Here is a 23,464-nt window from a genome sequence, read left to right as displayed (position 1 = left end):
TTATTTGCCCGCCAAAATAGATTGAAAACGTTCGGTTTGATCAAATAATTTTACAGCTTCCCTGATGGATGGATCTTTGGAGAATGACCATTCGTTCATGCCTTTTTGAAGGTAATAATGTTGAACAATTTCTTGTTCAAGCAAGTTGCTTATATCTGTTTGATAGGCAGTCAATTCTCTGTCTAAATTGGACGCCCACTCTTTTCTGAAGTTTTGTAGTGCAGGAGCCATATTGGCATAGGATTTGTCTTTTTTAGCCAATTCACTAATTATTTGAAATTGCTTTTCAATCTGGCTTTCAAATTTGAAAGGCTGTTTTTTTAACCAGTTGGCAAAGGCTTGAAAGTCAGCTGTACTTAATTGAAAGTCTTTGGCAGCCGGTATAGTAGGGTGTGTACTTCGGTAATGACAGGCAAATAAAAAAATCATATGTTGTTTTTGCAAGGCATTGGTAAATGGAGAGGTGCTGAATTTCTCCACGGCGATATCTGGGGTAATTCCTCCTCCATCCACCACTTTTCGGCGGTTTTTTGTGTAGAAGGTTTTGCTATTGGAATCTTTTAATGCTACGGCGCTACCATCCGGATTTTTGTGTTGGTAATCAATGGCTTGTATGCAACGGCCGCTTGGAATATAATATTTAGCCGTTGTTATCTTCATTTTAGTGCGGAAAGGAAGGTCGCGGGTAACTTGAACAAGTCCTTTCCCAAAACTCTTTTGGCCAATTAATACGGCTCGGTCATAGTCTTGCATGACGCCTGCCACAATTTCTGAAGCAGAAGCTGAGCGGTTATTAATTAAAATAATAAGGGGTAATTCCGGTTCCACACACGGATTAAGGGCATTATAGGTTTTATTCCATTCTTCTACCTTTCCACGGGTTGATACTATTTCAGTATCCTTTGGAAGAAACAAGTTACAAATGTCTACCGCTTGGGTTAATAGGCCTCCTGGATTTTCTCGCAAATCCAAGATTAGTTTTTTCATTCCCGCCTGTTTTAGATTTTGCAAGGCGTTTCTTAATTCTTTCGCGGCAGAGGCATTAAAATCTTCTAAAAGAATGTAGCCTACGCCAGGTTGAATAATCCCTGAATAAACGACATTTTTGATTTGAACCGTTTCCCGATTCACACTGATATCTTGCGGAACTGTTTGGCCATTTTTCAATACTTTGATGGAAATTTTAGTGCCAGCCTGCCCACGCAATAGCTTGGATGGATCTGCTTCTGGCTTGTCAGAAAGAGTAATTCCATTGACAGAAATAATTTGGTCTCCAATAGCCAAACCCGCTTTTAAGGCAGGACTATTTTCTTCAATAAATGAAATTCTGTAAGTATCATTGATTTCAGTTAGGATAATGCCAATTCCTTGATATTTACCCGTGGTCATGGTTAAGAAATCCTCTAACTCATCCTCTGGATAAAAAACCGTATATGGGTCGAAGCTCTTCAATAAGGCATCGATCGAAGTCTTTACAGCTTGATTAGGATTAACTTCATCTACATAAAATTTATTTAATTCCTTAAAAACTGAGGCATAAATATCCAAGTTCTTGGCGATTTCAAAGAAGCGATCACCCGGCGAGCTAAAAGCTAGAAAACAAAGTAGACTTACTCCAGCAAGGCTGGTAAGAAGCCATTTTTTTATGGACTTAGGAGGTAGTTGTGGCATCTTTCTCTGTATTGCTAAATTCTTGCAAGACTTGCTGCATTTTCTTATTGATCCGCTCAAATGGCTCAATTGTAGAAGCAATATAAACAAAAGCCATATAATCTGGTAATTTCTCTTTCCCTTCGACTAGATGAATTGCCTTGTTGAGTCGGTAGGCCTCACGTATTCTCCTTTTGATGAGATTGCGATCCACGGCTTTTTTGAATTTACGCTTGGGTACTGAAATGAGGATTTGAGGTAATTCTAAAGGCTGGGCGTTGAACTGATATAAAACTCGAAAAGGATAGACAAAACGCTGTGCTACGTTTCGACTATCCTTTTGAAATAGTGTATCTATAATTTTGACTTGCGTCAGTCGCTCGGATTTTTGAAAAGTAAACTTCACGTCATTAAAACTGTAGTAAAACTAAGTTAAGCTGAAATCTTCTTTTCTAAGATCTAGGACCTATTTTCCTCTTTTCTCGTCAGAAACTGAAAGTTTGTGACGACCCTTAGCACGACGAGCTGTTAATACACGACGACCATTGGCAGTAGACATACGCTCACGGAATCCGTGCTTATTTTTTCTTTTTTTAACCGAAGGTTGAAAAGTTCTTTTCATTTCTTTAACATTTAAAAATCCGAAACTGATTCGAATTGGGTTTGCAAAGGTACAAAAAATATTTTTTTAACAAAGCTCGTTAGTAAAAATTTAGTAAGAGTTTTTGGTGTTGTATTTCATCTGGGGTGAATAGACGATTATAACCTATAATTTAACGAATTGTTTGTCTCGATGACAGATTGCTTTTAATCAATTAAGTTTTGCAAGCCATATTTTAATGGTACTGCATTCTGGCCATTTTGATAATTCATATAATTTTATTGACATTCTATATCTTTGTGCCATCTATGCACACACCCAAGGTATCTATCATTACTGTTTGTTATCAGTCAGCAGCTACGCTCCGGCAGACTATTGAGAGTGTTCTGGCTCAGGATTATCCCAATCTGGAATATTGGGTGATTGACGGCGGTTCAAAGGATGATACCTTATCCATTTTACAGTCTTTTGAAGGTAGAATTAACTATATTTCTGAAAATGACAAGGGAATTTATGATGCCATGAATAAGGGAATTTCCAGAGTCAGCGGTGAAATCGTGGGCATGATAGGTGCAGATGATTATTATCCAAGTTCGGATGTGATTTCATCAGTGGTAGCTTGTTTTCAGGAGAAAGGAACGGATACGGTTTATGGTGATATACAATTTGTGGACCCCAAGAGTGGTGCTTTAGTTCGATTTTGGTCGGCAGGAGAGTATCATAAATCCAACTGGCTATGGGGTTGGATGCCACCACATCTGTCATTTTATGCCAAAAAAACAGTATACGATGAAATTGGTCCCTTTCGGACAGATTTTACTTGTGCAGGAGATTATGATTGGATGTTGCGAGCCTTGTATAAGGCTGAAAAATCAGCATCCTATCTGCCTAAAACTTTGATGACCATGCGCAATGGGGGCACGAGTACCGCAACCTGGAAGCATCGTTGGGTGGCTAATAAGGAAGATCGACAAGCTTGGAGAGATAACGCCCTCAAGCCCTATTTCTTTACTTTATTTTTAAAGCCTGTTCGGAAGATTTTTCAATTGTTTAACTCTAAAAAGAAAGCTCTGAGAGTTTAATCGGATTGCCTAAAAATAAAAAAGGTCTTTACTGTGATGTAAAGACCTTTTCTGTGGAATATCCATTCATTAAACTTTGATTTCTACATCAACTCCTGAAGGTAATTCCAATTTCATCAACGCGTCCACTGTCTTAGCAGAAGAAGAGAAAATGTCAATTAAACGCTTGTAAGTGCATAATTGGAATTGCTCACGTGCTTTTTTGTTCACGTGTGGTGAACGTAAAACAGTGAATTTCTCAACTTTAGTTGGAAGTGGGATAGGGCCAGAAACAACAGCTCCTGTGGCTTTTACCGCCTTAACGATTTTTTCAGCCGACTTGTCAACCAAGGAATGGTCGAAAGATTTCAGCTTAATGCGAATTTTTTGATTCATATTGTTTGGTTCATTAAGTGAATAGGAAGCGAAAGAACCATTTACTCCGTTTCCCATACTATTGAGCACAAAGGTAGTTGAATTTTTTAAACTTGCCAATAGGGCTTAAGGGATTAGTTATCAGTTATTAGTGGTTGCGAGCACATTTTTTGATATCCCGAATTCCACACATTACTACTCTTTAGCATTACTAACTAGTTAAACTTTTGCCTATTCAAGGCCTTTTCCCTCGCCTTGGCAAAGTTGGCCTCATGTGAGGAAAATAATGAAGGGTCCAGTTTTTTTAATCGATTCATGGCATCATCGGCATATTGGATTTCTCCTTGAAGAAAGGCCTCTTGTATGTAAATGGGATAATAAATGGCTAAATTTTCATTCCACTGCAAGGCAGCCAAGCTAGCTTGATAGGCCTCCGTATGTTTGTTGGCCCGGTGTAAGAAGGGCAGCGATTGTTGTAAAACACCTGGAGTAAATGGATGAGACTGCAAGGCGCTTTTAGCTTGCAAGAGAGATTCAATTTTAATTTTGACTTTTTTCTCAACTAATTCCTGCTTCCAAGTCGATAGTACAGCCTGATATTCCTTTGCTTGAGTAGTATTGGCTTGTTGGATTAGTAAGTCTAATTGATTGAGTGCCCTCAAGGGCTGTTGGTGGTAATAGTCCTGCCAAGCTTCAAGGTAAGTAATTTCAGGAAATTTTTGAACCCAAGTGCTTTCTTTTTTCCACTGATCAAATGGGAAGAGGGGTGCCTGCGACTTAAAAAATAAGCAGGTATTGTAGATGAGGGCAAGATCCCTGACTTCTGGAGTAGCTTCAAAACTTTCTTTCGGAAAATTCGAAGATAGGCGCTGCTTATTATTCCAAGATTGAGCTAATATGTTGGCTTGTAGGGCATGATCGGTGGATGTACTCCAGTCATTTACGTCCTGTTGACTCACTAATTTACTTTGATATCGAACATCAAAATACAGGAGATTGGCTTGATAAATTGGGTTTTCAAGAGCTAATTCCTTAGCAAGCACCAAATAATAAGCGGCAGAATCTATTTGTTTGAGTTGTTCATAGGCCCGACTTAATTGAGTGGCTATGTGTGGACTTTGTGGAAATTGCTGAAAGGCTTTTTTTAAAGTAAAAAGCGATTCAAACCACTGATTTTCATTGCCATAAATATTTGCCAAGGCTACGAAGTTTTTTTCAGATGGGAATTTTATTTGACTAGTCTGTAAATAGTAGGCTTGTTTTTCTACATCGCCGACCATTTGAGACATGCGCGCCAAACTTACATTGCTTTTGGCGTTTAATTTACTGTGAATCATCGCATTTTTATAGGCGATTTCTTCTAACGATTTATTGCCTAAAAAATGTTCCACATCTCCTTGTTCATTATAATAGGCCGCTACAATTTGATGCCATGCCGTGCCTTGCCGGGCAAAAACCCAGGAAGAACTCAAGATAAACACTCCGATTTGAATGAGAAAAATAGGAATAAAATGAGCCTTGTGGACTACTTTATATATGGCAAGATTCTTTAAAATGGGTTCTTTGAAGTTGGTCCACAGAAAAAATGGGAAAAGTAAAGTCATGCACAAGTGCGTCATGATGAGCCATGTTTCCAAGGCTCGTATTCCCGCCTCATTATTGTTGAATAAAAAGGGTAACAACAGGGAGTGACTTAATAAAAATAAAGCAATGATGAGCCTTTGGTAGAGTTTGTTTTCATACCGAAGGCTTCGAAATAGCTCTAGAGTAAAACTGATTTCCAGCAAAATAAAGGCAGGGATATATAAAGTGGAGGTCCAGAGGCCCCAGAGATTTCCCATGCTCAATATGAGGTTGATGAGGTAGAAGAACATGAAGGCACCCCATTTCTTTTTACTGTTTTCCAAATCAGAGCTGTGGGAGGTCTCAAGAAGTAGAGAAGGAATGGATGAGCTGCTCAAGACAGCAAGTACTACAGCAGAGAAGCAAGATAAAGCCACCCAAGGCCCATGTAAAAAACTTAGCCAATCTTGAAGCGGCAAGCTGCTATTTTTCCATAAGATGATGCCAAACCAAATGACTATACCCAATAAAAATTGGCGCCAATGTATCTTGGACCAGGCTTGAATGCCTTGGATGAGAATAATGGTTCCTACTAAACCTATAACAGCACCGATGATACTTGGCCAGACTGCGGGTGAAATGGATTGTATTAGGTAATGCTGCCTGACTAAAAAAATGGAAGAAGAAACGGATGGATTGGATTCGGCAAATAAAGGGACCGTTTGAGGGATTAGTTCACTAACTTCTTGCCAGCCCAAAGCTTCTGATCCACCCCAAACGTATATTCCTAGGCAAAAGATGCTTATTAAGGAAGTAAATACAAACCAGAAAATCGTTAATCGATTAAATTGATCTTTCATGCAAATGGTATAAAATGGGGATCCACATAGTTAACGTAAATTTCTGCATAAACTTTAATTCATTCAAAGAAAAGGGCGGATATAGACAAAAAATAGCAAAAAAATACAAACTTCAGTTTTGCTAATTGGAATTTACCGACTAATTTTGCAATCCGAATGTCAACAGCATTCGATTCTATATTAATTCGTAGTTTTTTAGCTAACAAATTTATTTTTCAAATGGCAAACGCAGTAAATAAAGGAAAAGTAGCTCAGGTAATTGGACCAGTTGTCGATGTAAGCTTTGAAGGTGAAGGTTCACACTTACCAGCTATCCTAAATGCTCTTTCTGTTACCAAAACCAATGGGCAGGAACTTATCTTAGAAGTTCAACAACACTTAGGAGAAGATCGTGTAAGAACCATTGCGATGGAAGGAACAGAAGGTCTTCAACGTGGACAAGAGGTGATTGACAAAGGAACTCCGATGACCATGCCTACTGGAGATGGAATTAAAGGCCGTTTGTTTAATGTAGTAGGAGAGGCGATTGACGGAATTTCTCAGCCAAAATCAGCGGCGGGTTTACCTATTCACCGTTCTGCTCCTAAATTTGATGAGTTAGCTACAACTACCGAAGTTTTATTCACAGGTATCAAAGTAATCGATCTATTAGCCCCTTATGTTAAAGGAGGTAAAATTGGTTTGTTTGGCGGTGCGGGTGTAGGTAAAACGGTATTGATTATGGAGTTGATCAATAACATCGCTAAGGCATACGAAGGTTTATCTGTGTTTGCAGGTGTGGGTGAGCGTACTCGTGAGGGAAATGACTTGTTACGTGAGATGATTGAATCTGGCGTTATTAAATATGGTGAGGAGTTCAAGCATGCCATGGAAGATGGACAGTGGGATTTGACTAAAGTGGATGAAAACGAATTGGTAAAATCACAAGCTACATTAGTGTTCGGCCAAATGAACGAACCTCCAGGAGCTCGTGCTCGTGTGGCATTGTCTGGTTTGACAGTAGCAGAGCACTTCCGTGATGGAGATGGCGAGGGACAAGGTCGTGATATCTTATTCTTTATTGACAACATCTTCCGTTTTACACAAGCAGGTTCTGAGGTATCGGCCCTATTAGGACGTATGCCATCAGCGGTAGGTTATCAGCCAACCTTAGCTACTGAGATGGGAGCTATGCAAGAGCGTATTACTTCTACCAAGCGTGGATCCATTACTTCAGTACAGGCAGTTTATGTACCTGCGGATGACTTAACTGACCCAGCGCCAGCAACAACCTTTGCTCACTTAGATGCTACTACAGTACTTTCTCGTAAGATTGCAGAGCTTGGAATTTATCCTGCGGTGGATCCACTGGATTCTTCTTCTCGTATTCTATCGGCTGAGGTATTGGGTGCAGCGCACTACAATACAGCTCAACGAGTTAAAGAAATTTTACAGCGTTACAAAGAATTACAAGATATTATTGCCATCTTAGGTTTGGATGAATTATCTGAAGAAGATAAATTAGTTGTATCTCGTGCTCGTCGTGTTCAACGTTTCTTGTCTCAACCATTTTTTGTGGCAGAACAATTTACAGGCTTAAAAGGCGTTTTGGTAGACATCAACGATACCATCAAAGGTTTCAATGCCATCATTGACGGTACTTACGATCACTTGCCTGAGGCAGCGTTTAACTTAGTAGGTAGCATTGAAGATGCCATAGAAAAAGGTGAAAGATTGTTGGCAGAAGCTGCTAAATAAATGATAGATATGTTTGTAGAAATTATTACACCCGACCGTAAAGTGTTTTCCGCAGAAGCTTCTGTGGTGACTTTACCTGGCGTTAATGGTTCCTTTCAGATTTTAAATGACCACGCAGCTTTAGTAAGTACTTTGAAAAAAGGCTTATTGACTGCCGACAAAGAATCATTTCAAATTGAAGGAGGCGTTGTGGAAGTGTTAAATAACAAAGTCCTTATTTTAGCAGAAGGCGTTAATTAATTCCATGAAAAACATAGCCATTGTATTTTTTGCACTTGTTTTATTAAGTAGTTGCTCGCAGCAAGCTTACTTGACAGGTTCTTTGATGACATTAATCAAAGAAAATCAGCTTCCTTTGGAGAAGATTCAGTTTTACAATGACAATGCCCTTTTCTTAGAAAGAGAATTAAATGCTTCTGATGCTAATGTGAAATCAGGTAAAATTATTTTAATCAATGGGAAGTCGATTAACCGCGTGAGCCTTGAGCAACAAACTCCAGGAGTGCTGGTAAAAGAAGCAAACGATCGTTTATTGATTTCCTTTGAAGCAGGTGCTGGTGAAGAAAAAAGCCTTCATTTTGGTCCAGTAATCGGAGAAAGAGGTGAATACTACTATCAATTGGTGGATGAAACGGGAAGTCCTACTTTTTCTCGCTTGACTTATGATGGTAACAAGTATTTGCTATATAATAAAAAGAAAGTTCGCTTGATGATTATGAAGTCTTCTTTCTCTGGTTTAAAGGTTAATAGCAAAAGAATGCGAGGTAATCGCGTGAGATAATCAAAAATATTTTGGAATTTTGAAAATAGGATGCTTGCATCCTATTTTTTTTTATCTCATTTTTACACAATGGTATGCAAGCATACCAAAATCATTCCTTGAATATGAAAGCAGAAAGTACCTTTGATTTCCAAATTAAATCCGCTTGGTACGCGATTAGTCGCATGTACAATACTTATGCCGCTCAGTTTGATATGTCGATGGCGATTGGATATGTGTTATTGCATATTGACAAAGACGGTACACCTGCTACTAAAATTGCCCCAGCCCTAGGTTTGGAATCTAGAAGTTTGACACGGATGCTAAAAACATTAGAGGATAAAAAATGGATTCGTCGAGAGACTAACTTTGCCGATAAACGCGTTGTTAAGATATTTCTAACAGATTTGGGAAAAAAGAAAAGGGATGTAGCTAGGCAGGGAGTAATCTTATTTAATGAAAAGTTATTGGAGCGAATTGGGACTGAACAAGCCAATGAGTTTTTTAAAGTAATTCAATCCATCAATCAATTTTTGGAAGAGGATGCTACGGAGATTCTACAAACATTGACCCAGAAATCGATATAACACTTTATCTGCAAAATAGATCATTATTATATTTCATCAATAAATTATAAATACCAAAACCATGCCTACGAACAATACGATGAAAGGAGGAGAATTTTTAATTCGACCGCTTTTACCTCAGGAATTATTTATTCCTGAAGAATTTTCTGAAGAGCAGAAAATGATAGGTCAAACTTGTATTGACTTCATCAAGACGGAGATTCAACCTCGTTTGGAGGAGATGGATAATGCCAAGGATGGAACTGTGATGGTGGAAATGTTGGATAAAGCTGGTGCACTAGGATTACTAGGTACATCAGTTCCAGAGGAATATGGTGGATTTGGGATGGATTTTAATACTTCCATGCTCGTAGCAGAGGCCTGTGGTTCAGGTCATTCATTTGCCGTAGCTTTATCAGCCCATACAGGTATTGGTACACTTCCCATTTTATATTATGGAACGGAGGAGCAGAAACAAAAATATTTGCCCAAATTAGCTTCAGGAGAGTGGAAGGCAGCCTATTGTTTAACAGAGCCAGACTCAGGGTCTGATGCCAATGCCGCCAAGTCCAAGGCTCGCTTATCGGAAGATGGGAAACATTATTTGATTACAGGTCAAAAAATGTGGATTACTAATGGGGGTTTTGCAGATGTTTTTATTGTTTTTGCCAAAATTGATGACGATAAAAGTTTGACAGCATTTATAGTTGAGAAGAGTTTTGGAGGAATTACTATGAACGAGGAGGAGCGTAAAATGGGAATTAAAGGTAGCTCAACGAGACAAATCTTCTTCAATGATTGCCCAGTACCGGTTGAAAACTTGTTATTCAAGCGGGAGGGAGGTTTCAAAATTGCCGTGAATATTTTAAATATTGGTCGTATTAAATTGGCGGCAGCGGTGATTGGAGCAGGAAAACGTGTGGTAGATCAAGCTGTGCAATATTCCAATGATCGCAAGCAATTTGGACAATCCATCCATCAGTTTGGGGCTATTCAATACAAGATAGCTGAGATGATTGTGAAAAATTATGCCAGTGAGTCAGCCTGTTACCGAGTGGGGCAAAACATTGATGATGCCATTGCGGAATTAAAAGCCTCTGGGATGAGTGATTCTGAGGCAAAATTAAAAGGGGTAGAGCAGTTTGCCATAGAATGTGCTTTATTGAAGGTTCATGGTTCAGAGACCTTGGATTACTTGGTAGATGAAGGGGTGCAAATCTTTGGAGGTATGGGCTTCTCTGCGGAGGCTCCTATGGATAGAGCCTATCGAGATTCCAGAATCAACCGAATTTTCGAAGGTACTAATGAAATTAATAGGCTTCTTGCAGTGGGTACAGTGATCAAGCGAGCCATGAAAGGAGAATTAGATATCATGACGGCCGCCATGGCTGTAGGCAAGGAAATATTAGGTGTTCCTGATTTTTCTAACAGTGCCCCTGAGGGCATTTTTGGTAAAGAGTATAAGGTAATAGCTAACCTGAAAAAAGCCTTGTTGATGGCAGCGGGAGGAGCCTTGCAGAAATATACGACGGCCATTGAGCAAGAGCAAGAAATATTGATGTCTTTGGCAGATATGATGATAGAAATCTATGTGGCTGAGTCCGTGTTAGTTCGTGTAGATAAATTAATCCAACAACATGGAGAAGTTACCTATGAAATTGCTAAAGAATGTGCATTGGTATATTTACATGAAGCGGTCGATAAAATTCATCAATCTGGCAAAGAGGTTATTACAGGGTTTGCCAGCGGAGATGAGTTAAACGTTATGTTAATGGGATTGAAGCGTTTTACAAAAATAGATCCTAAGAATTTGAAAGAAGCAAGACGTAAAATTGCTGCTGCTGCCATCCTGAAAAATGGCTATATTTTTTAAAAAAAAATCCAAATAAGGACAAATTTTAGCGATTTGATTCATACTTTTGTGGCAATTATTTTTAAACATTGAGTCATTAACCCCCAAACCGAATCATCATTATGAAAAAATTACTTTTAGTAATCGCTCTGATGCCATTTTTCTTTTCTTGTGCGAGCAAAAAGAAAATTGCTGATTTGCAATCACGTTTAACAGAACTACAAGCTAGTAGTGACCAGTCGCTTGCCAAATCAAGAGCAGATCTTGCTGATTGTCAATCTTTAACAGCTAGTTTACAAGCTGAAATCAAAAAGAGAGATGCCGAGTTAGAAGCTAGAAATGCCTCTTTGAAGAATTTGCAAGAGCAATTAGATTACATGAAAAGAACAAATACTAATTTGTTAGATCGTTTGTCTGATTTATCTGTTATCAATAAGTCAGGTGCAGAGAGTATCCGTAAATCTTTGGATGCCTTGAATGAGCAAGGAAAATATATCAAAGATTTGAACTCTTCTATCCAACGTAAAGACTCCATCAACTTATCATTGGTGATGAACTTGAAGCGTTCTTTGGCCGATGTTAATGACGAGGATGTAACAGTAGAAGTGAAAAAAGGTGTAGTATATATTTCTATCTCTGACAAATTAATGTTTGCTTCAGGTAGCGCAGTAATTAACTCTAAAGCTGAGGCTGTATTAGCTAAAGTGGCTAAAGTAGTTAATGATCACAAAGACTTAGATATCTTAGTAGAAGGTCATACCGATAGTGTACCTATCTCTACTGATTGTATCAAAGATAACTGGGATTTGAGTGCTAAGCGTGCTACTTCTGTGGTTCGTTTATTACAAACTAAATTTGCTGTTGATCCAGAGCGTATGACTGCTGGTGGACGTGGTGAGTTTGAGCCACAAGCTGAGAATAAGAGCAAGTCAGGACGTAAGATGAATCGTCGTACCGAGATCATCGTAACTCCTAAGTTGGATCAATTCTTCAACTTATTAGCTCCTCCATCAGGAAAATAATTCAATAAGAATATCAATGAAAAGGGCCTCAAGATATTGAGGCCCTTTTTTTATGCGAAATGTTTTTTGACTAAATCGAGTTTCCTTCTTGATATGGGAATTTCATTCCCCAGAATGGTTGTCAAGGTATTATTACCTTGGAAGTTTTTTCCTGAAACATTCTCACGATTCACTAAGTAAGACTTATGAGCTCGCAAAAATGGATTCATTCGTAACTGTGACTCAAATTTTTTGAGTGTCTTGGCAATAGTAATTTGTTTCTTGTTTTTAAGGAAAACCACGCTGTAATTTCCTTTTCCTTCGATGAATACAATGTCATCTACCGGGCATTGATCCATACTCGGCAATTTAATGTCTTTTTTCATAGGTTGATTAGTTTTTAAATAGGTTGAGCAAATTTAGTCAACAAACTATCATTAACTGTCCTGCACTTATCTAACGGTAAATTTGAAATTTAATAGGTTCTGAACAGAAGTTTTGTGAATCATAAGAAAAATAGTCCCATTTAAAAATTGTATTTGAAGGTAAGGAATTCAAAAAATGTAGTCGAAGAAATTAAGTGTCCCAAATTATAAATGACATACCTCTAAGCGTTTATTTTTTCTAGTATTTGGTGCCAGATGCGAAGGACGTGTGAGGAGGGTACGGATTTGATACAAAAGCTCATTAAATAAAAAAGACAAACCTTTCAGTCTGTCTTTTTTATAGTAGCGGGGGCCAGACTCGAACTGACGACCTTTGGGTTATGAGCCCAACGAGCTACCAACTGCTCCACCCCGCGATATATCGGAGTGCAAAGATGCAGGGTTTTGTCGAGAAAAACAAGTATCTTTGTACTTTAATATTCAATCCTACCCTAATAGGTATGATTTTTTTCTATGACATCTCCTCACAAATCCGGATTTATAAGTATTATCGGTAAGCCGAACGTTGGCAAAAGTACGCTAATGAACGCCTTAGTAGGGGAGCGTTTATCTATTGTAAGTTCCAAAGCGCAAACCACCCGACATCGTATTTTAGGGATGTTGAATGGGGAACATCAAGGAACACCTTATCAAATTGTGTATTCAGATACACCTGGTGTATTGCTACCCAAATATGAATTGCATAAATCTATGATGCAATTTGTCAAAAGCTCTCTGGAAGATGCTGATGTGGTATTGTATGTTACGGATGTCTTTGATGATTATGAAGATTTGGAGTTTTTGACCAATTGGAAAGATCATACAGAAACACCCATCTTGGTTTTATTGAATAAAATTGATTTGGTGGGAAGTGAAAAATTGCAGGAGCGTTTAGATTACTGGAGAACGATTTTTCCTCATAAGCCCATATTGCCCATATCTGCCCTAGAGTCAGTTCATCTGGATCAAATTTTGGAGCATATCGTAGATAAACTTCCTGTTCATCCACCCTTTTTTGACCCGGAAGAATTGACAGATAAGCCAGAGAAGTTTTTTGCCTCTGAGATTATTCGAGAGAAAATTTTCATGAATTACAAAAAAGAAATCCCATATTCTTGTGAAGTGGTGGTGACATCTTTCAAAGACGACCCCAACATTTTACGGATATCTACTGAAATTTATGTGGAACGAGTATCTCAAAGGGCCATTATCATCGGTCATAAGGGAGAAAGTATTAAAAAAGTAGGGATGGAGGCTCGACAGGATTTGGAAAAGTTTTTTGGTAAAAAAGTATTTTTAGAGCAATTTGTCAAAGTAGAGCCAGATTGGCGTGCAAAGGCGGATAAATTGCGATCATTCGGGTATTCACTCGATTAATTTTTAAAAAATGTCAAATATAGTTGCAATTGTTGGGCGTCCCAATGTAGGTAAGTCTACCCTGTTTAATCGATTGATTGAACAAAAAAAGGCCATCATGGACAATGTGTCTGGGGTAACTCGAGATAGGCACTATGGCTATGGTCAGTGGACGGGTAAATTCTTTACCGTAATTGATACAGGTGGTTATGTTCATGGTTCTGAAGATATGTTTGAAGGAGCTATTCGTGAGCAAGTAGAAATGGCCATGGAAGAGGCGGATGTCTTATTATTTGTGGTGGATTGTCAAGTAGGTTTGACCGACTTGGACAAGGATTTTGCTAAGGTATTACGCAAATCTAAAAAACCTGTCATTATTGTAGCCAATAAGGCGGATACACACGATAAAGCTCTAGTAGCGTCTGAATTTTATGAATTAGGTCTTGGAGATCCTTATGCCATTGCGGCAGAAAGTGGTAGTGGAACAGGAGATATGCTGGATTTGATGGTTTCTCATTTTAAAGAAGAAGGAATTGAAAATCCAGAAGCGGGTGTTCCTCGTGTTGCCATTTTGGGTAGACCTAATGTGGGAAAATCTTCTTTCTTAAATGCATTATTAGGTCGTGAGCGTTCTATTGTAACCAATTTAGCTGGTACTACTCGCGATGCCATTCAGAATCGATATACCCTTTACGGGAAAGATTTTATTATTACTGATACAGCTGGTATTCGTAGAAAGGCCAAAATTGATGATAATATTGAGTACTATTCGGTGTTGCGATCCATCAAGGCCATGGAAGAATGTGACCTTGCTATTATTTTAGTAGATGCCACCACTATTGATTTCAATACGGGGCTGGAAGCTCAGGATATGAACATCATCAGTATGGCGGATAAAGCGAAAAAGGGAATTGTATTGATGGTAAACAAGTGGGATTTGGTGGCTAAAGACACAAATACTGCTGTGAAGTTGGAAAATGCAATTCGTGAGCGGTTGGCTCCGATCAATTACATGCCTATCATCTTTACTTCGGTCATGGAAAAGAAACGTATTTTCCAAGTCGTGGAAAAGATGTTGGAAGTCTATGAAAATCGTTCCCAAAAAATTTCTACTTCCAAATTGAATGATGTGATGTTGGAAGTAATCAATAACTATCCTCCGCCAGCATGGAAAGGGAAATACATCAAAATCAAGTATTGTACTCAGGTGTCTACCCCTTATCCTACTTTCATCTTTTTCTGTAATTTGCCTCAGTATATTAAAGAAAGTTATGAGCGTTATTTGGAGAATCAGATGCGTAAGGCATTTAATTTAGAGGGTACGCCCATCTCCCTATTCTTTAGAAAGAAATAGTTGCTCTAAGACTTTCAAGGACAGTTTAGCCAAATTCCCTTTTGATCCCACGGCAAATAGATATTCACCAAATTTAGTAACATTATGAAAGTGGCTTTCACCTAGTGAAATCCACTTTTTTGTTTTTGGATTATAGGCTGCACTAGCAAAAGGTCCTACCACCACCCAGTATTTGCCTGTCCAAATAACCTTTTCCATGTAAAAATTGGGGGAATTTTCTAATACCTGCCAAGTCTTACCTGAATCCTTGGTTTCCAGTATGCCAATTTTGTTTTCTTGGGTTTTTAAATAATTTCCTCCCACTACCCAATAATTTTTTTTATCTCTTGCAGCGATGGAAAAGAAACCACTGCTACTATCTGCTGGAGTAGCCTGATACCGTTCTATAAATTGGCTTAATTGTTTATCTGTACTTTGTATGATTCTAGCCTTGCTAGCACCTCCAGTTACCAGAATTAAGTGATTGTTCATCCATAACAAAGAGGAGCCGCTAGCGGCAAATGCCGCCTCTCTAGTCAACAGTTTAGGGAAGCTTGTAAGAATAACATCTTTTACCAATTCATCTTTAGGATAGATGCGAAACAAGGGAAATCGACCATTCATTGGATCTGATAAAAGTATCCCTTCATTTTTTGAATGATTCCAGGCTAACGCATCAAAGAAGTAGGAACCTATTTTTTTTTCAAAAAAGACCTTCCAATTTAGCCCCTGATCATTACTAATAAACAACTTGGCCGCTCCTTTTTCTGCTGGACCCGCACTCATTAATATGATACTCTTTTGATTTAGGATTGCTAAATCCCTAAAATCAAGTTTTTCGGCATCTGGTACTTGGATTTCTTTCCATTGCTTTCCTCCATCCAGGGAATATACCACTGTTCCTTGTGTTCCTCCCATCCATATTTGATTATTATAATTCCTAATGGCTCGAAATGAGGCCTTGGTTTGTAGGGGAATGTTAATCCACTGCGCGTGTGTATAATGAACTAGTAGTAGTGAACAGAGAATTCCTAGGAGTCTATTTTTCATGGCATAAAAAAAGCCCCTTGTGTGAACAAGGGGCTTCAGTATATTGGTTAATCTTATTTGCTTACAATAATCTTACCAGTATAAGATTTGCTATTATCAGCTGTGATAGTAACAATGTAAATGCCATTACCTAATCCTGGTAATTTCAGGATGTTAGTAGGCTCTGGGTTCGTCGAATTCAAAGCTGGGATTTTTCCAGAATATACAGGACGACCCACCATGTCATACAAGGTAACCACTGCATTTGTCCAATCATCTAAGATTTGAATGTTAACACCATCTACATCAGGCTTGGTTACTGGATTTGGGTAGATGGCTACGCCACTAAACTCAGGGTCTAATACATAAGCATATTTAGCGAAATCAGTGTAGCAAGTTAATGGGAAACCATCAATCGAGTACAAGTACTTTCTTCTAACACTGTAGTCGCCATTTGTCTTCACTTTAGTTATATAGCTTTTTGAAGGAAGAGCTGTAGTACCAAATTTCCACTCATACTCACCAGCGTTGCCACCAGTTACCGTAGCAGGGAAGTTAAGAGCCTTCAACGTATAAACTCCTTCTTTTACAATTCTAGCATCCGTAGCCACTGGGTTTGGCTGAACGTTAACTTTAATCTTATTTGAAGCAGGGGAAATACATCCGTACATGTCTGTTGCTCTGGTGTAATAAGTATCTGATGTTCTAACACCTTCTAATACTTTCAAGGTAGAAAGAGAAGTGTTTGCATTACCGTACCAGTTAACGGTATTGGTAGAGGTAGCAGTCAATGTTACCGAATTGAAAGCGCTGTAATCATCATCTTTTCTGGCACAGAAAGTAGTCACACCGCTAGCTGCAATAGTTGGAGCTGCTGGTAGAGGTAAAACTTTAACAACTACCGCTGCTGATGCATCAGAATAGCAACCATTGGTATTGATGGTTTTTACAGTGTATGAACCGATTTTATTGTAATCAATCAAACTTGTAGTCAAGGCATTATTCCATTCCCATTTAGTGGCTTCACCATTTGGAAGTGAGGAGGCTTGCAGTTGACCTGCAATAGGTGTCCCTTCACAGAAACCAACCGTAGCCGCATCCACTAAAGAACCATTGGCTGGTTTAAGAGCCGTGATGGTAGGGGTAACAGGTTTATCGTAGTTTTTGATAGTTACCTCATCAGATACTGGAGATGGACAGTTGTAGTTAGATACATAATCTACTTTCACTTTAGCATTTTGCTTGAAGATGATGCTGGAAAGATTTCCTAAAGAAGCAGTCTCTACACCGTCTACATACCAACGGAATTTAGCTGGTTTGGTAGGAGTCTTGTTGGCAGCCCATAAATAACCTTCATTACGCACTAAAGAAGCAGAGTCTACTTTTAAGGTGGTAGTTCCTTCAATGCAATATCCTAAGTTACCCGTAATAGGACCCGGCTTAGGTAATTCTACATAAGTTATACGTATTTGATTAGATTCTGCACTGCCGCAAAGATTTTGTCTGTCTTTTAAATCTAAATAGTAAATAACGGATTTACTATTTGCAACCGCTGACAAAACATTTGTACCTAAACCAGTAGCGCCAAAACGCTCAGCACCTTTAACATCTTTACCTTGATACTCATCATAAGCAAACCAACGGAATTCGAAATATGAGTTGTAGCGATTGAAGTCTGGAGCATTAGTAGTTAAATCTACCACAGTACCTTGGCATACCTCTTTTGTGCTGTTATCTGGTAAGATGGGCTTAACACTTGAGATAAATAATTTAGGAGGAATATATGATTTTGGAACATCAATCCCTTGCCATTGGGTATAGCGAGTTTTTGACTCTAAAGTGGTATTGTCTAAATAGGAAACAATGCAACGAACATTATATCTACCTGGAACATAGTCTGCACCGTTGTAACGAATGGCATCTGTATTGAACGCATCTAATGTAGAGCCATCGGGCTTCATGAAAGAAGCGCCCTCAGGACAACCGCCTGCTTTTAAGGCTAAAGTTCCAATGCTAGGATTTTCCAAATCAGCGCAAGTCTTCTCATAAATGGATGGATTTGCATTGTAACTGTTCATATCTACAATAGGAGAAATGTACACCTGAGAAACACGATCTGCATAACCTGCCGGAGCGCCTCCACCAGGAAGTTTACATCTGAGCTCATATACATAAGGAGGAATGTTACCTCCTGGGTTGTTATCTAATGTTCTTGCATAAGCTGTTACCGAAGTGCCATCTCCTGCTCCTGCATAGGCTAAATCCCAAGAAGAAGATTGGTCATCGTAGTTAGACCTACCACCATTGGTGTAAGATGCCCAATCGTAATAACTTCCAGCTGGACATCCTGAAGCAACTAAGGCCTTAGCCTCTCCATTTGGAACCACTGCATAGGAAGTGCCAAATTTGCCATTGATTACTTGAGCGGAGGCTGAAAACGCCACCAGTAAAACAAGGATGGCGGATAAATTGATTTTGAAAAATTTGTTCATCATGTTAAGAACGAGTTTGAGTAGATTAATTAAACTATAAAGCTACCTTTTGAATTAAGCTCTAAATTAAGTAAAAATATCTTATGTAGGTTAAGAAATTTATTAAATGGCACATAAAACTTCAATTAAATTTGAAATGCAGAATATTCTAGAAGCTTTCTGTTCTCAACGCTTAAATAATGCTTATTTTTGAGGTAGGATTTACCAAATTTTGACCCTAAAAACGACAAAACTGTCAAGAACTTATATTGAATGGAAGAATTAAAACCCAAGTCCCTTAATTTTTTAGAAGAAATTGTACAGTCAGATTTAGCCTCGGGAAAGTATCCTCAAGGGATTTTTACTCGATTTCCTCCTGAACCTAATGGATATTTACATATTGGTCATGCCAAGTCTATTTGCCTTAATTTTGGTTTAGCGGAGCAATTTGGCGGAAAGACCAACCTGCGTTTTGATGACACCAATCCAATCACGGAGGAAACTGAATACGTAGAATCCATCAAAAAGGATGTAGCTTGGTTAGGTTTCACTTGGGCCAATGAATTCTATACTTCCGATTATTTTGAGACTTTATATCAATACGCTATTCGTCTAATAGAGAAGTCATTAGCCTATGTAGATGATTCTTCCGCAGAGGAAATTGCTGCTTTAAAAGGTACGCCTACCACACCAGGTGTACCTAGTCCATACCGCAACCGTACTGTAGAGGAGAACTTGGATTTATTTCAACGCATGCGTGCAGGGGAATTTCCAGATGGAGCCAAAGTGCTTCGTGCCAAGATTGATATGGCTCATCCGAATATGCACATGCGCGATCCTTTTATGTATCGTATTCGTCATGTGAAACATCATCGTACAGGAAATGCTTGGTGCATTTACCCCATGTATGATTTTGCCCATGGTCAATCTGATTCCATGGAGGGTATAACCCATTCCATTTGTACCTTGGAGTTTGACGTGCATCGTCCACTGTACGATTGGTTTATCGAAAAATTGGAAATTTTCCCTTCTCATCAATATGAGTTTGCTCGATTGAATCTTTCTCATACGGTGATGTCCAAAAGAAAATTACTTCAACTCGTCAATGAAGGGGTCGTTTCATCTTGGGATGATCCTCGTATGCCTACTATCTCGGCTCTACGAAGAAGAGGCTATACTCCTGCCTCCATTCAAAACTTTTGTGAGCGAATTGGGGTGGCTAAGCGTGACAACCTCATTGACATTAGCTTGTTGGAGTTTTGTATTCGGGAAGATTTGAATAAATCGGCCAACCGTTACATGGCTGTGTTGGATCCTGTGAAATTAGTCATTACCAATTATCCAGAAGGTAAGAGTGAAGATTTGATGATTGAAAATAATCCAGAGGATGAGAGTACAGGCAAGCGTGCAGTGCCTTTTTCAAGGGAATTATACATTGAAAGAGAAGATTTCATGGTGGAGCCTCCGAAGAAGTTTTTCCGCTTAGGTCCAGATTTGTCGGTTCGTTTAAAAGGTGCTTACATCATTCATTGTGAGCATTTTGAGTTGAATGAAGATGGCTCTGTGAAAGAGATTCATGCGACATATATTCCTGAAAGTAAATCGGGGCAAGATACCTCAGGAATACAAGTGAAAGGGACCATCCATTGGGTGTCTATTCCTCATGCCCAAGTGGCGGAGGTTCGTTTATTTGATCGTTTGTTGATTGTTGAGGATGCATCAGAATTGGGAGATGATTTTCTGAAATTTATCAATCCAGATTCCCTGCAGGTATTAAATCAGGTGTTTATTGAACCAGCTTTGGTAGAAGCCCAAGTAGAAAAATCAGTTCAGTTTATGCGCAAAGGATATTTTTGTTTAGATAAAGATTCCACCAAAGATCACCTGGTATTTAATCGTACGGTGACATTGAAGGATACCTGGGCGAAATTGCAGAAATAGAAAAGAGAGACGAAGCACTGCAGAACCAAAAGAGAGACGAAGCATTGCTTCGTCTCTCTTTTATTTTTTGGCAAATAATGATTCTACGAAGGTATTTCTATTAAATACCTGTAAGTCTGAAATCTTTTCACCTACTCCGATGTATTTCACGGGAATTTTGAATTGATCTGAAATTCCAATCACAACGCCCCCTTTGGCAGTTCCATCTAGTTTTGTGATAGCCAAAGCTGTCACCTCAGTGGCTTTAGTAAACTCTTGTGCCTGAATAAAGGCGTTTTGACCGGTAGAGCCATCTAGTACCAATAATACCTCATGCGGAGCTTCCGGGATGAATTTTTGTACTACCCGTTTTATTTTGCTCAGCTCCGTCATCAAATTTACTTTGGTATGTAAGCGACCTGCGGTATCGATAATTACAATGTCCGCCTGCATATCTACTCCTTGTTTGACCGCATCATATGCAACTGATGCCGGATCAGTATTCATACCATGGTCTATAACAGGAATACCCACTCGCTCGCCCCATAATTTTAATTGATCTACCGCCGCAGCACGGAAGGTATCGGCCGCGCCTAATACCACTTTCAGTCCATTTTGATGAAATTGAGATGCCAGCTTACCAATGGTTGTCGTTTTGCCTACCCCATTGACACCTACCACCATGATAACATAGGGTTTTTGCTTGGGCTCAGCGAAAGCATGTTCCATGTCGGCTGAGTGATTTTCTGCCAATAGAGCAGCAATTTCTTCCCGCAGCACGCGGTCAAGTTCTTCTGTTGAGACGAATTTATCCCGTTCTACACGTTGTTCAATTCGCTCAATGATTTTTAAAGTAGTTGGGACCCCGACGTCTGAACTCAATAAAATTTCCTCTAGTTCATCCAATACATCATCGTCCACTTTGGATTTGCCTAGAACGGCTCTACCCATCTTGGATAGAAAACCTTCTTTGGTTTTTTCCAGTCCTTTCTCCAAGGCCACCAGTTCCTCTTCTTCCTGCGGTGCTGGTTTCTTTTTAAAAAAATCGAATAATCCCATGGCTATGTATGAAAATAAAAACGAATGTAATAAAAATAAAAAAGTCCCTAACGAAGGGACTTAAATATTTAAGCGAAAAAAGATGCCCCGCTTGAAAATTAGTTTTTCAATGCCGAGTTAACCTCATCCTGAAGAATGATTTCTTCTTTGAAGGTATATGCTCCTGTGGTTGGATTTTTAACCGCTTTAATAATTTTAGCGTATTTTACGCCTCCTTCTTTCTTTAACGTTGCAACTACTTTCTTTGCCATATTTCTTGAGTATTAAAACTATTTGATCTCCTTGTGAAGCGTAACTTTCTTCAATACTGGATTGTATTTTTTTAATTCGATACGAGCAGTCGTGTTTTTACGATTTTTTGTCGTGATGTAACGCGACATTCCTGGTAAGCCAGATTCTTTGTGCTCTGTGCATTCTAAGATTACCTGAATGCGATTTCCTTTCTTTGCCATAGTATTTAAATCTTTTTTCGCCTCATTTGAAACGGACTGCAAAGGTAGAAGAAATATTTTTTTTAGCAAAGTCTTTAAATAAAATATGTTGTAAAATTTCAGTCATCCTTAGATGTAGCGTTTAAATCGCTTCTTTGGGCTTTTATTTACTAGGCTTTTTTACCACTTTTGTTTTATGAATTCGCTTCAATATCAATATCAAGCCGAAAATTTTGCTTTGTCCGACCCCAATCGGTATTCGCTTGAAAATTTGAAATCAGAAGAAATGATCATTTCTCTGGGACCTCAGCATCCATCAACCCATGGTGTTTTACGCTTAGAGGTTATCTCGGATGGGGAATTAGTGGTAGATGTGGTTCCGCATCTGGGTTATTTGCACCGTTGTTTTGAAAAGCATGCCGAGGCGCTGCCTTATAATCAAATCATTCCTTACGTGGACCGTTTAGATTATTTGGCTTCCATGAATTCTGAACATGCCTATGTTTTAGCCATTGAAAAAATGATGGACTTGACGGGCAAATTACCCTTACGCATTGAATACATCCGGGTCTTGGTAGCGGAGTTGAATCGCATAGCCTCGCATTTTGTGGCCATTGGTACCTATGGTATGGATATTGGGGCTTATACTCCTTTCTTATGGTTGATGCGAGATAGGGAGCATATTCAACGCTTGTTGGAATGGTTGTCTGGTGCCCGCATGCTTTATAACTATGTTTGGATAGGAGGTTTGTTTTATGACCTGCCTGTGGGATTTGAAGAGCGAGTGAAGGAATTGGTGCCAATATTGAGAATTACCATCCAAGAGGTGAAGAATTTGGTAGAGGAGAACAGCATATTTATTAAGCGAACTGCCAATATTGGCGTTTTACCTTTATCATCAGCCATCAATTTTGGATGTTCTGGTCCCGTTTTAAGGGGCTCAGGTTTACCCTTTGACCTTCGTCGGGTAGATGCATATTCCGTTTATCCTGAGTTGGAATTTGATATTCCTGTGGGAGAGGGTGCTATGGGGAAAGTGGGAGATTGCTGGGATAGAAACCATGTTCGAATCAGAGAATGTGAAGAATCCATTCGGATTGTAGAACAATGTTTGGAGAAATTAGTTGGTGACTGTAAAAGAACTAAAGAATTTCAACCACAAGCTTTGGTACCTAAGAAAATAAGGCCTGCAGCCATGGATATTTATGTGAGAGCAGAGAACCCCAAGGGTGAATTAGGATTTTTTGTTCGGGCAGACGGTAAGTCAGATATTCCTAATCGGATGAAAGTACGAGCTTGTTCATTTCATCATTTGTCAGTCTTACCTACTTTAGCCAAGGGGGCCTATTTAGCTGATTTAGTGGCCATTATTGGTTCTTTGGATTTAGTCATGGGGGAAGTTGATCGATAATTT

At 39.0% G+C, this 23,464-nt stretch carries 22 protein-coding genes and 1 tRNA gene; 11 read left to right on the top strand and 12 right to left on the bottom strand.

Annotated elements, in window-relative coordinates:
• From ESB04_RS08700 to rpmH, 3 genes are read right to left on the bottom strand one after another with little or no spacing between them, the layout of a single operon-like run.
• Window positions 1-1,671 carry a S41 family peptidase gene (locus tag ESB04_RS08700; RefSeq protein WP_205749498.1) on the bottom strand — a complete coding sequence of 557 codons (1,671 nt, stop codon included), beginning with the start codon at window positions 1,669-1,671 and terminating at the stop codon, window positions 1-3.
• Window positions 1,652-2,056: a ribonuclease P protein component gene (rnpA, locus tag ESB04_RS08695; protein ID WP_129027351.1), complete on the bottom strand. Its 405-nt coding sequence runs from the start codon at window positions 2,054-2,056 to the stop codon at window positions 1,652-1,654. Before rnpA ends, ESB04_RS08700 begins: the two co-directional genes overlap by 20 nt.
• A gap of 60 nt (window positions 2,057-2,116) precedes the next feature.
• A complete protein-coding gene (gene rpmH, locus ESB04_RS08690; RefSeq protein ID WP_109324196.1) occupies window positions 2,117-2,272 on the bottom strand; it encodes a 50S ribosomal protein L34 in 156 nt (51 codons plus the stop codon).
• A 287-nt stretch (window positions 2,273-2,559) separates the two neighbouring features.
• Here rpmH and ESB04_RS08685 point away from each other — a divergent pair, with 287 nt between their 5' ends.
• A complete protein-coding gene (locus ESB04_RS08685) occupies window positions 2,560-3,333 on the top strand; it encodes a glycosyltransferase family 2 protein (RefSeq protein WP_129027350.1) in 774 nt (257 codons plus the stop codon).
• Window positions 3,334-3,402: 69 nt separating this feature from the next.
• Here ESB04_RS08685 and rpsJ read toward each other — a convergent pair whose 3' ends face one another.
• Both rpsJ and ESB04_RS08675 read right to left on the bottom strand, forming a co-directional pair.
• Window positions 3,403-3,708, bottom strand: coding sequence for a 30S ribosomal protein S10 (gene rpsJ, locus ESB04_RS08680; protein WP_109325433.1), 306 nt, complete (start codon window positions 3,706-3,708; stop codon window positions 3,403-3,405).
• Between the two features lie 194 nt (window positions 3,709-3,902).
• Window positions 3,903-6,110, bottom strand: coding sequence for a tetratricopeptide repeat protein (locus ESB04_RS08675; RefSeq protein WP_129027349.1), 2,208 nt, complete (start codon window positions 6,108-6,110; stop codon window positions 3,903-3,905).
• 219 nt (window positions 6,111-6,329) lie between these two features.
• Here ESB04_RS08675 and atpD point away from each other — a divergent pair, with 219 nt between their 5' ends.
• From atpD to ESB04_RS08645, 6 genes are all read left to right on the top strand, one after another.
• Window positions 6,330-7,847: a F0F1 ATP synthase subunit beta gene (gene atpD, locus ESB04_RS08670; protein WP_129027348.1), complete on the top strand. Its 1,518-nt coding sequence runs from the start codon at window positions 6,330-6,332 to the stop codon at window positions 7,845-7,847.
• A 9-nt stretch (window positions 7,848-7,856) separates the two neighbouring features.
• Window positions 7,857-8,087, top strand: coding sequence for a F0F1 ATP synthase subunit epsilon (locus ESB04_RS08665; RefSeq protein ID WP_129027347.1), 231 nt, complete (start codon window positions 7,857-7,859; stop codon window positions 8,085-8,087).
• Window positions 8,088-8,091: 4 nt separating this feature from the next.
• Entirely contained in the window at window positions 8,092-8,628 is a 537-nt protein-coding gene (locus ESB04_RS08660) for a hypothetical protein (protein WP_129027346.1), read from the top strand.
• A gap of 74 nt (window positions 8,629-8,702) precedes the next feature.
• On the top strand, window positions 8,703-9,194 hold the full coding sequence (locus tag ESB04_RS08655; protein WP_394343740.1) for a MarR family winged helix-turn-helix transcriptional regulator: 492 nt from the start codon (window positions 8,703-8,705) through the stop codon (window positions 9,192-9,194).
• A gap of 61 nt (window positions 9,195-9,255) precedes the next feature.
• Window positions 9,256-11,046 carry an acyl-CoA dehydrogenase family protein gene (locus ESB04_RS08650; protein WP_129027345.1) on the top strand — a complete coding sequence of 597 codons (1,791 nt, stop codon included), beginning with the start codon at window positions 9,256-9,258 and terminating at the stop codon, window positions 11,044-11,046.
• 101 nt (window positions 11,047-11,147) lie between these two features.
• A complete protein-coding gene (locus ESB04_RS08645) occupies window positions 11,148-12,047 on the top strand; it encodes an OmpA/MotB family protein (protein WP_129027344.1) in 900 nt (299 codons plus the stop codon).
• A gap of 50 nt (window positions 12,048-12,097) precedes the next feature.
• On the opposite strand, the gene ESB04_RS08640 is transcribed toward ESB04_RS08645, so the two are convergent.
• Together ESB04_RS08640 and ESB04_RS08635 are read right to left on the bottom strand one after the other, a co-directional pair.
• Window positions 12,098-12,412, bottom strand: coding sequence for a LytR/AlgR family response regulator transcription factor (locus ESB04_RS08640; RefSeq protein WP_129027343.1), 315 nt, complete (start codon window positions 12,410-12,412; stop codon window positions 12,098-12,100).
• Between the two features lie 343 nt (window positions 12,413-12,755).
• Window positions 12,756-12,828, bottom strand: a tRNA-Met gene (locus ESB04_RS08635).
• Between the two features lie 97 nt (window positions 12,829-12,925).
• On the opposite strand from ESB04_RS08635, the gene era reads away from it, so the two are divergent.
• Complete coding sequence (gene era / locus ESB04_RS08630; protein ID WP_129027342.1) at window positions 12,926-13,828, top strand: GTPase Era; 903 nt, start codon at window positions 12,926-12,928, stop codon at window positions 13,826-13,828.
• 10 nt (window positions 13,829-13,838) lie between these two features.
• Window positions 13,839-15,161: a ribosome biogenesis GTPase Der gene (gene der, locus ESB04_RS08625; protein WP_129027341.1), complete on the top strand. Its 1,323-nt coding sequence runs from the start codon at window positions 13,839-13,841 to the stop codon at window positions 15,159-15,161.
• Here der and ESB04_RS08620 read toward each other — a convergent pair.
• Together ESB04_RS08620 and ESB04_RS08615 are read right to left on the bottom strand one after the other, a co-directional pair.
• The gene (locus ESB04_RS08620) at window positions 15,141-16,190 is read right to left on the bottom strand and encodes a WD40/YVTN/BNR-like repeat-containing protein (RefSeq protein WP_129027340.1); all 1,050 of its coding nucleotides are present in this window, start codon (window positions 16,188-16,190) and stop codon (window positions 15,141-15,143) included. The two genes, der and ESB04_RS08620, sit on opposite strands and share 21 nt — an antisense overlap.
• 53 nt (window positions 16,191-16,243) lie before the next feature.
• Window positions 16,244-18,664 carry a T9SS type A sorting domain-containing protein gene (locus ESB04_RS08615; RefSeq protein ID WP_129027339.1) on the bottom strand — a complete coding sequence of 807 codons (2,421 nt, stop codon included), beginning with the start codon at window positions 18,662-18,664 and terminating at the stop codon, window positions 16,244-16,246.
• 249 nt (window positions 18,665-18,913) lie between these two features.
• Between ESB04_RS08615 and ESB04_RS08610 the strand changes: the two genes are divergently transcribed.
• Window positions 18,914-20,581 carry a glutamine--tRNA ligase/YqeY domain fusion protein gene (locus ESB04_RS08610; protein WP_129027338.1) on the top strand — a complete coding sequence of 556 codons (1,668 nt, stop codon included), beginning with the start codon at window positions 18,914-18,916 and terminating at the stop codon, window positions 20,579-20,581.
• A gap of 60 nt (window positions 20,582-20,641) precedes the next feature.
• Here the strand turns inward: ESB04_RS08610 and ftsY are convergent, their stop codons facing one another.
• From ftsY to rpmG, 3 genes are all read right to left on the bottom strand, one after another.
• The gene (gene ftsY, locus ESB04_RS08605; RefSeq protein ID WP_129027337.1) at window positions 20,642-21,619 is read right to left on the bottom strand and encodes a signal recognition particle-docking protein FtsY; all 978 of its coding nucleotides are present in this window, start codon (window positions 21,617-21,619) and stop codon (window positions 20,642-20,644) included.
• A gap of 98 nt (window positions 21,620-21,717) precedes the next feature.
• Window positions 21,718-21,870, bottom strand: a complete 153-nt coding sequence (locus ESB04_RS08600) for a DUF4295 domain-containing protein (RefSeq protein ID WP_129027336.1) — start codon at window positions 21,868-21,870, stop codon at window positions 21,718-21,720.
• An 18-nt stretch (window positions 21,871-21,888) separates the two neighbouring features.
• Window positions 21,889-22,071: a 50S ribosomal protein L33 gene (rpmG, locus tag ESB04_RS08595; protein WP_109325429.1), complete on the bottom strand. Its 183-nt coding sequence runs from the start codon at window positions 22,069-22,071 to the stop codon at window positions 21,889-21,891.
• 175 nt (window positions 22,072-22,246) lie between these two features.
• Between rpmG and ESB04_RS08590 the strand changes: the two genes are divergently transcribed.
• A complete protein-coding gene (locus ESB04_RS08590; protein ID WP_129027335.1) occupies window positions 22,247-23,461 on the top strand; it encodes an NADH-quinone oxidoreductase subunit D in 1,215 nt (404 codons plus the stop codon).
• Window positions 23,462-23,464: the final 3 nt, after the last annotated feature.

It is taken from the genome of Aquirufa rosea (assembly GCF_004118285.1).
Taxonomy (GTDB): domain Bacteria; phylum Bacteroidota; class Bacteroidia; order Cytophagales; family Spirosomataceae; genus Aquirufa; species Aquirufa rosea.
The sequence above is the reverse complement of the archived record's forward strand: the minus strand, read 5'-3'. Positions and strand labels throughout refer to the sequence as shown.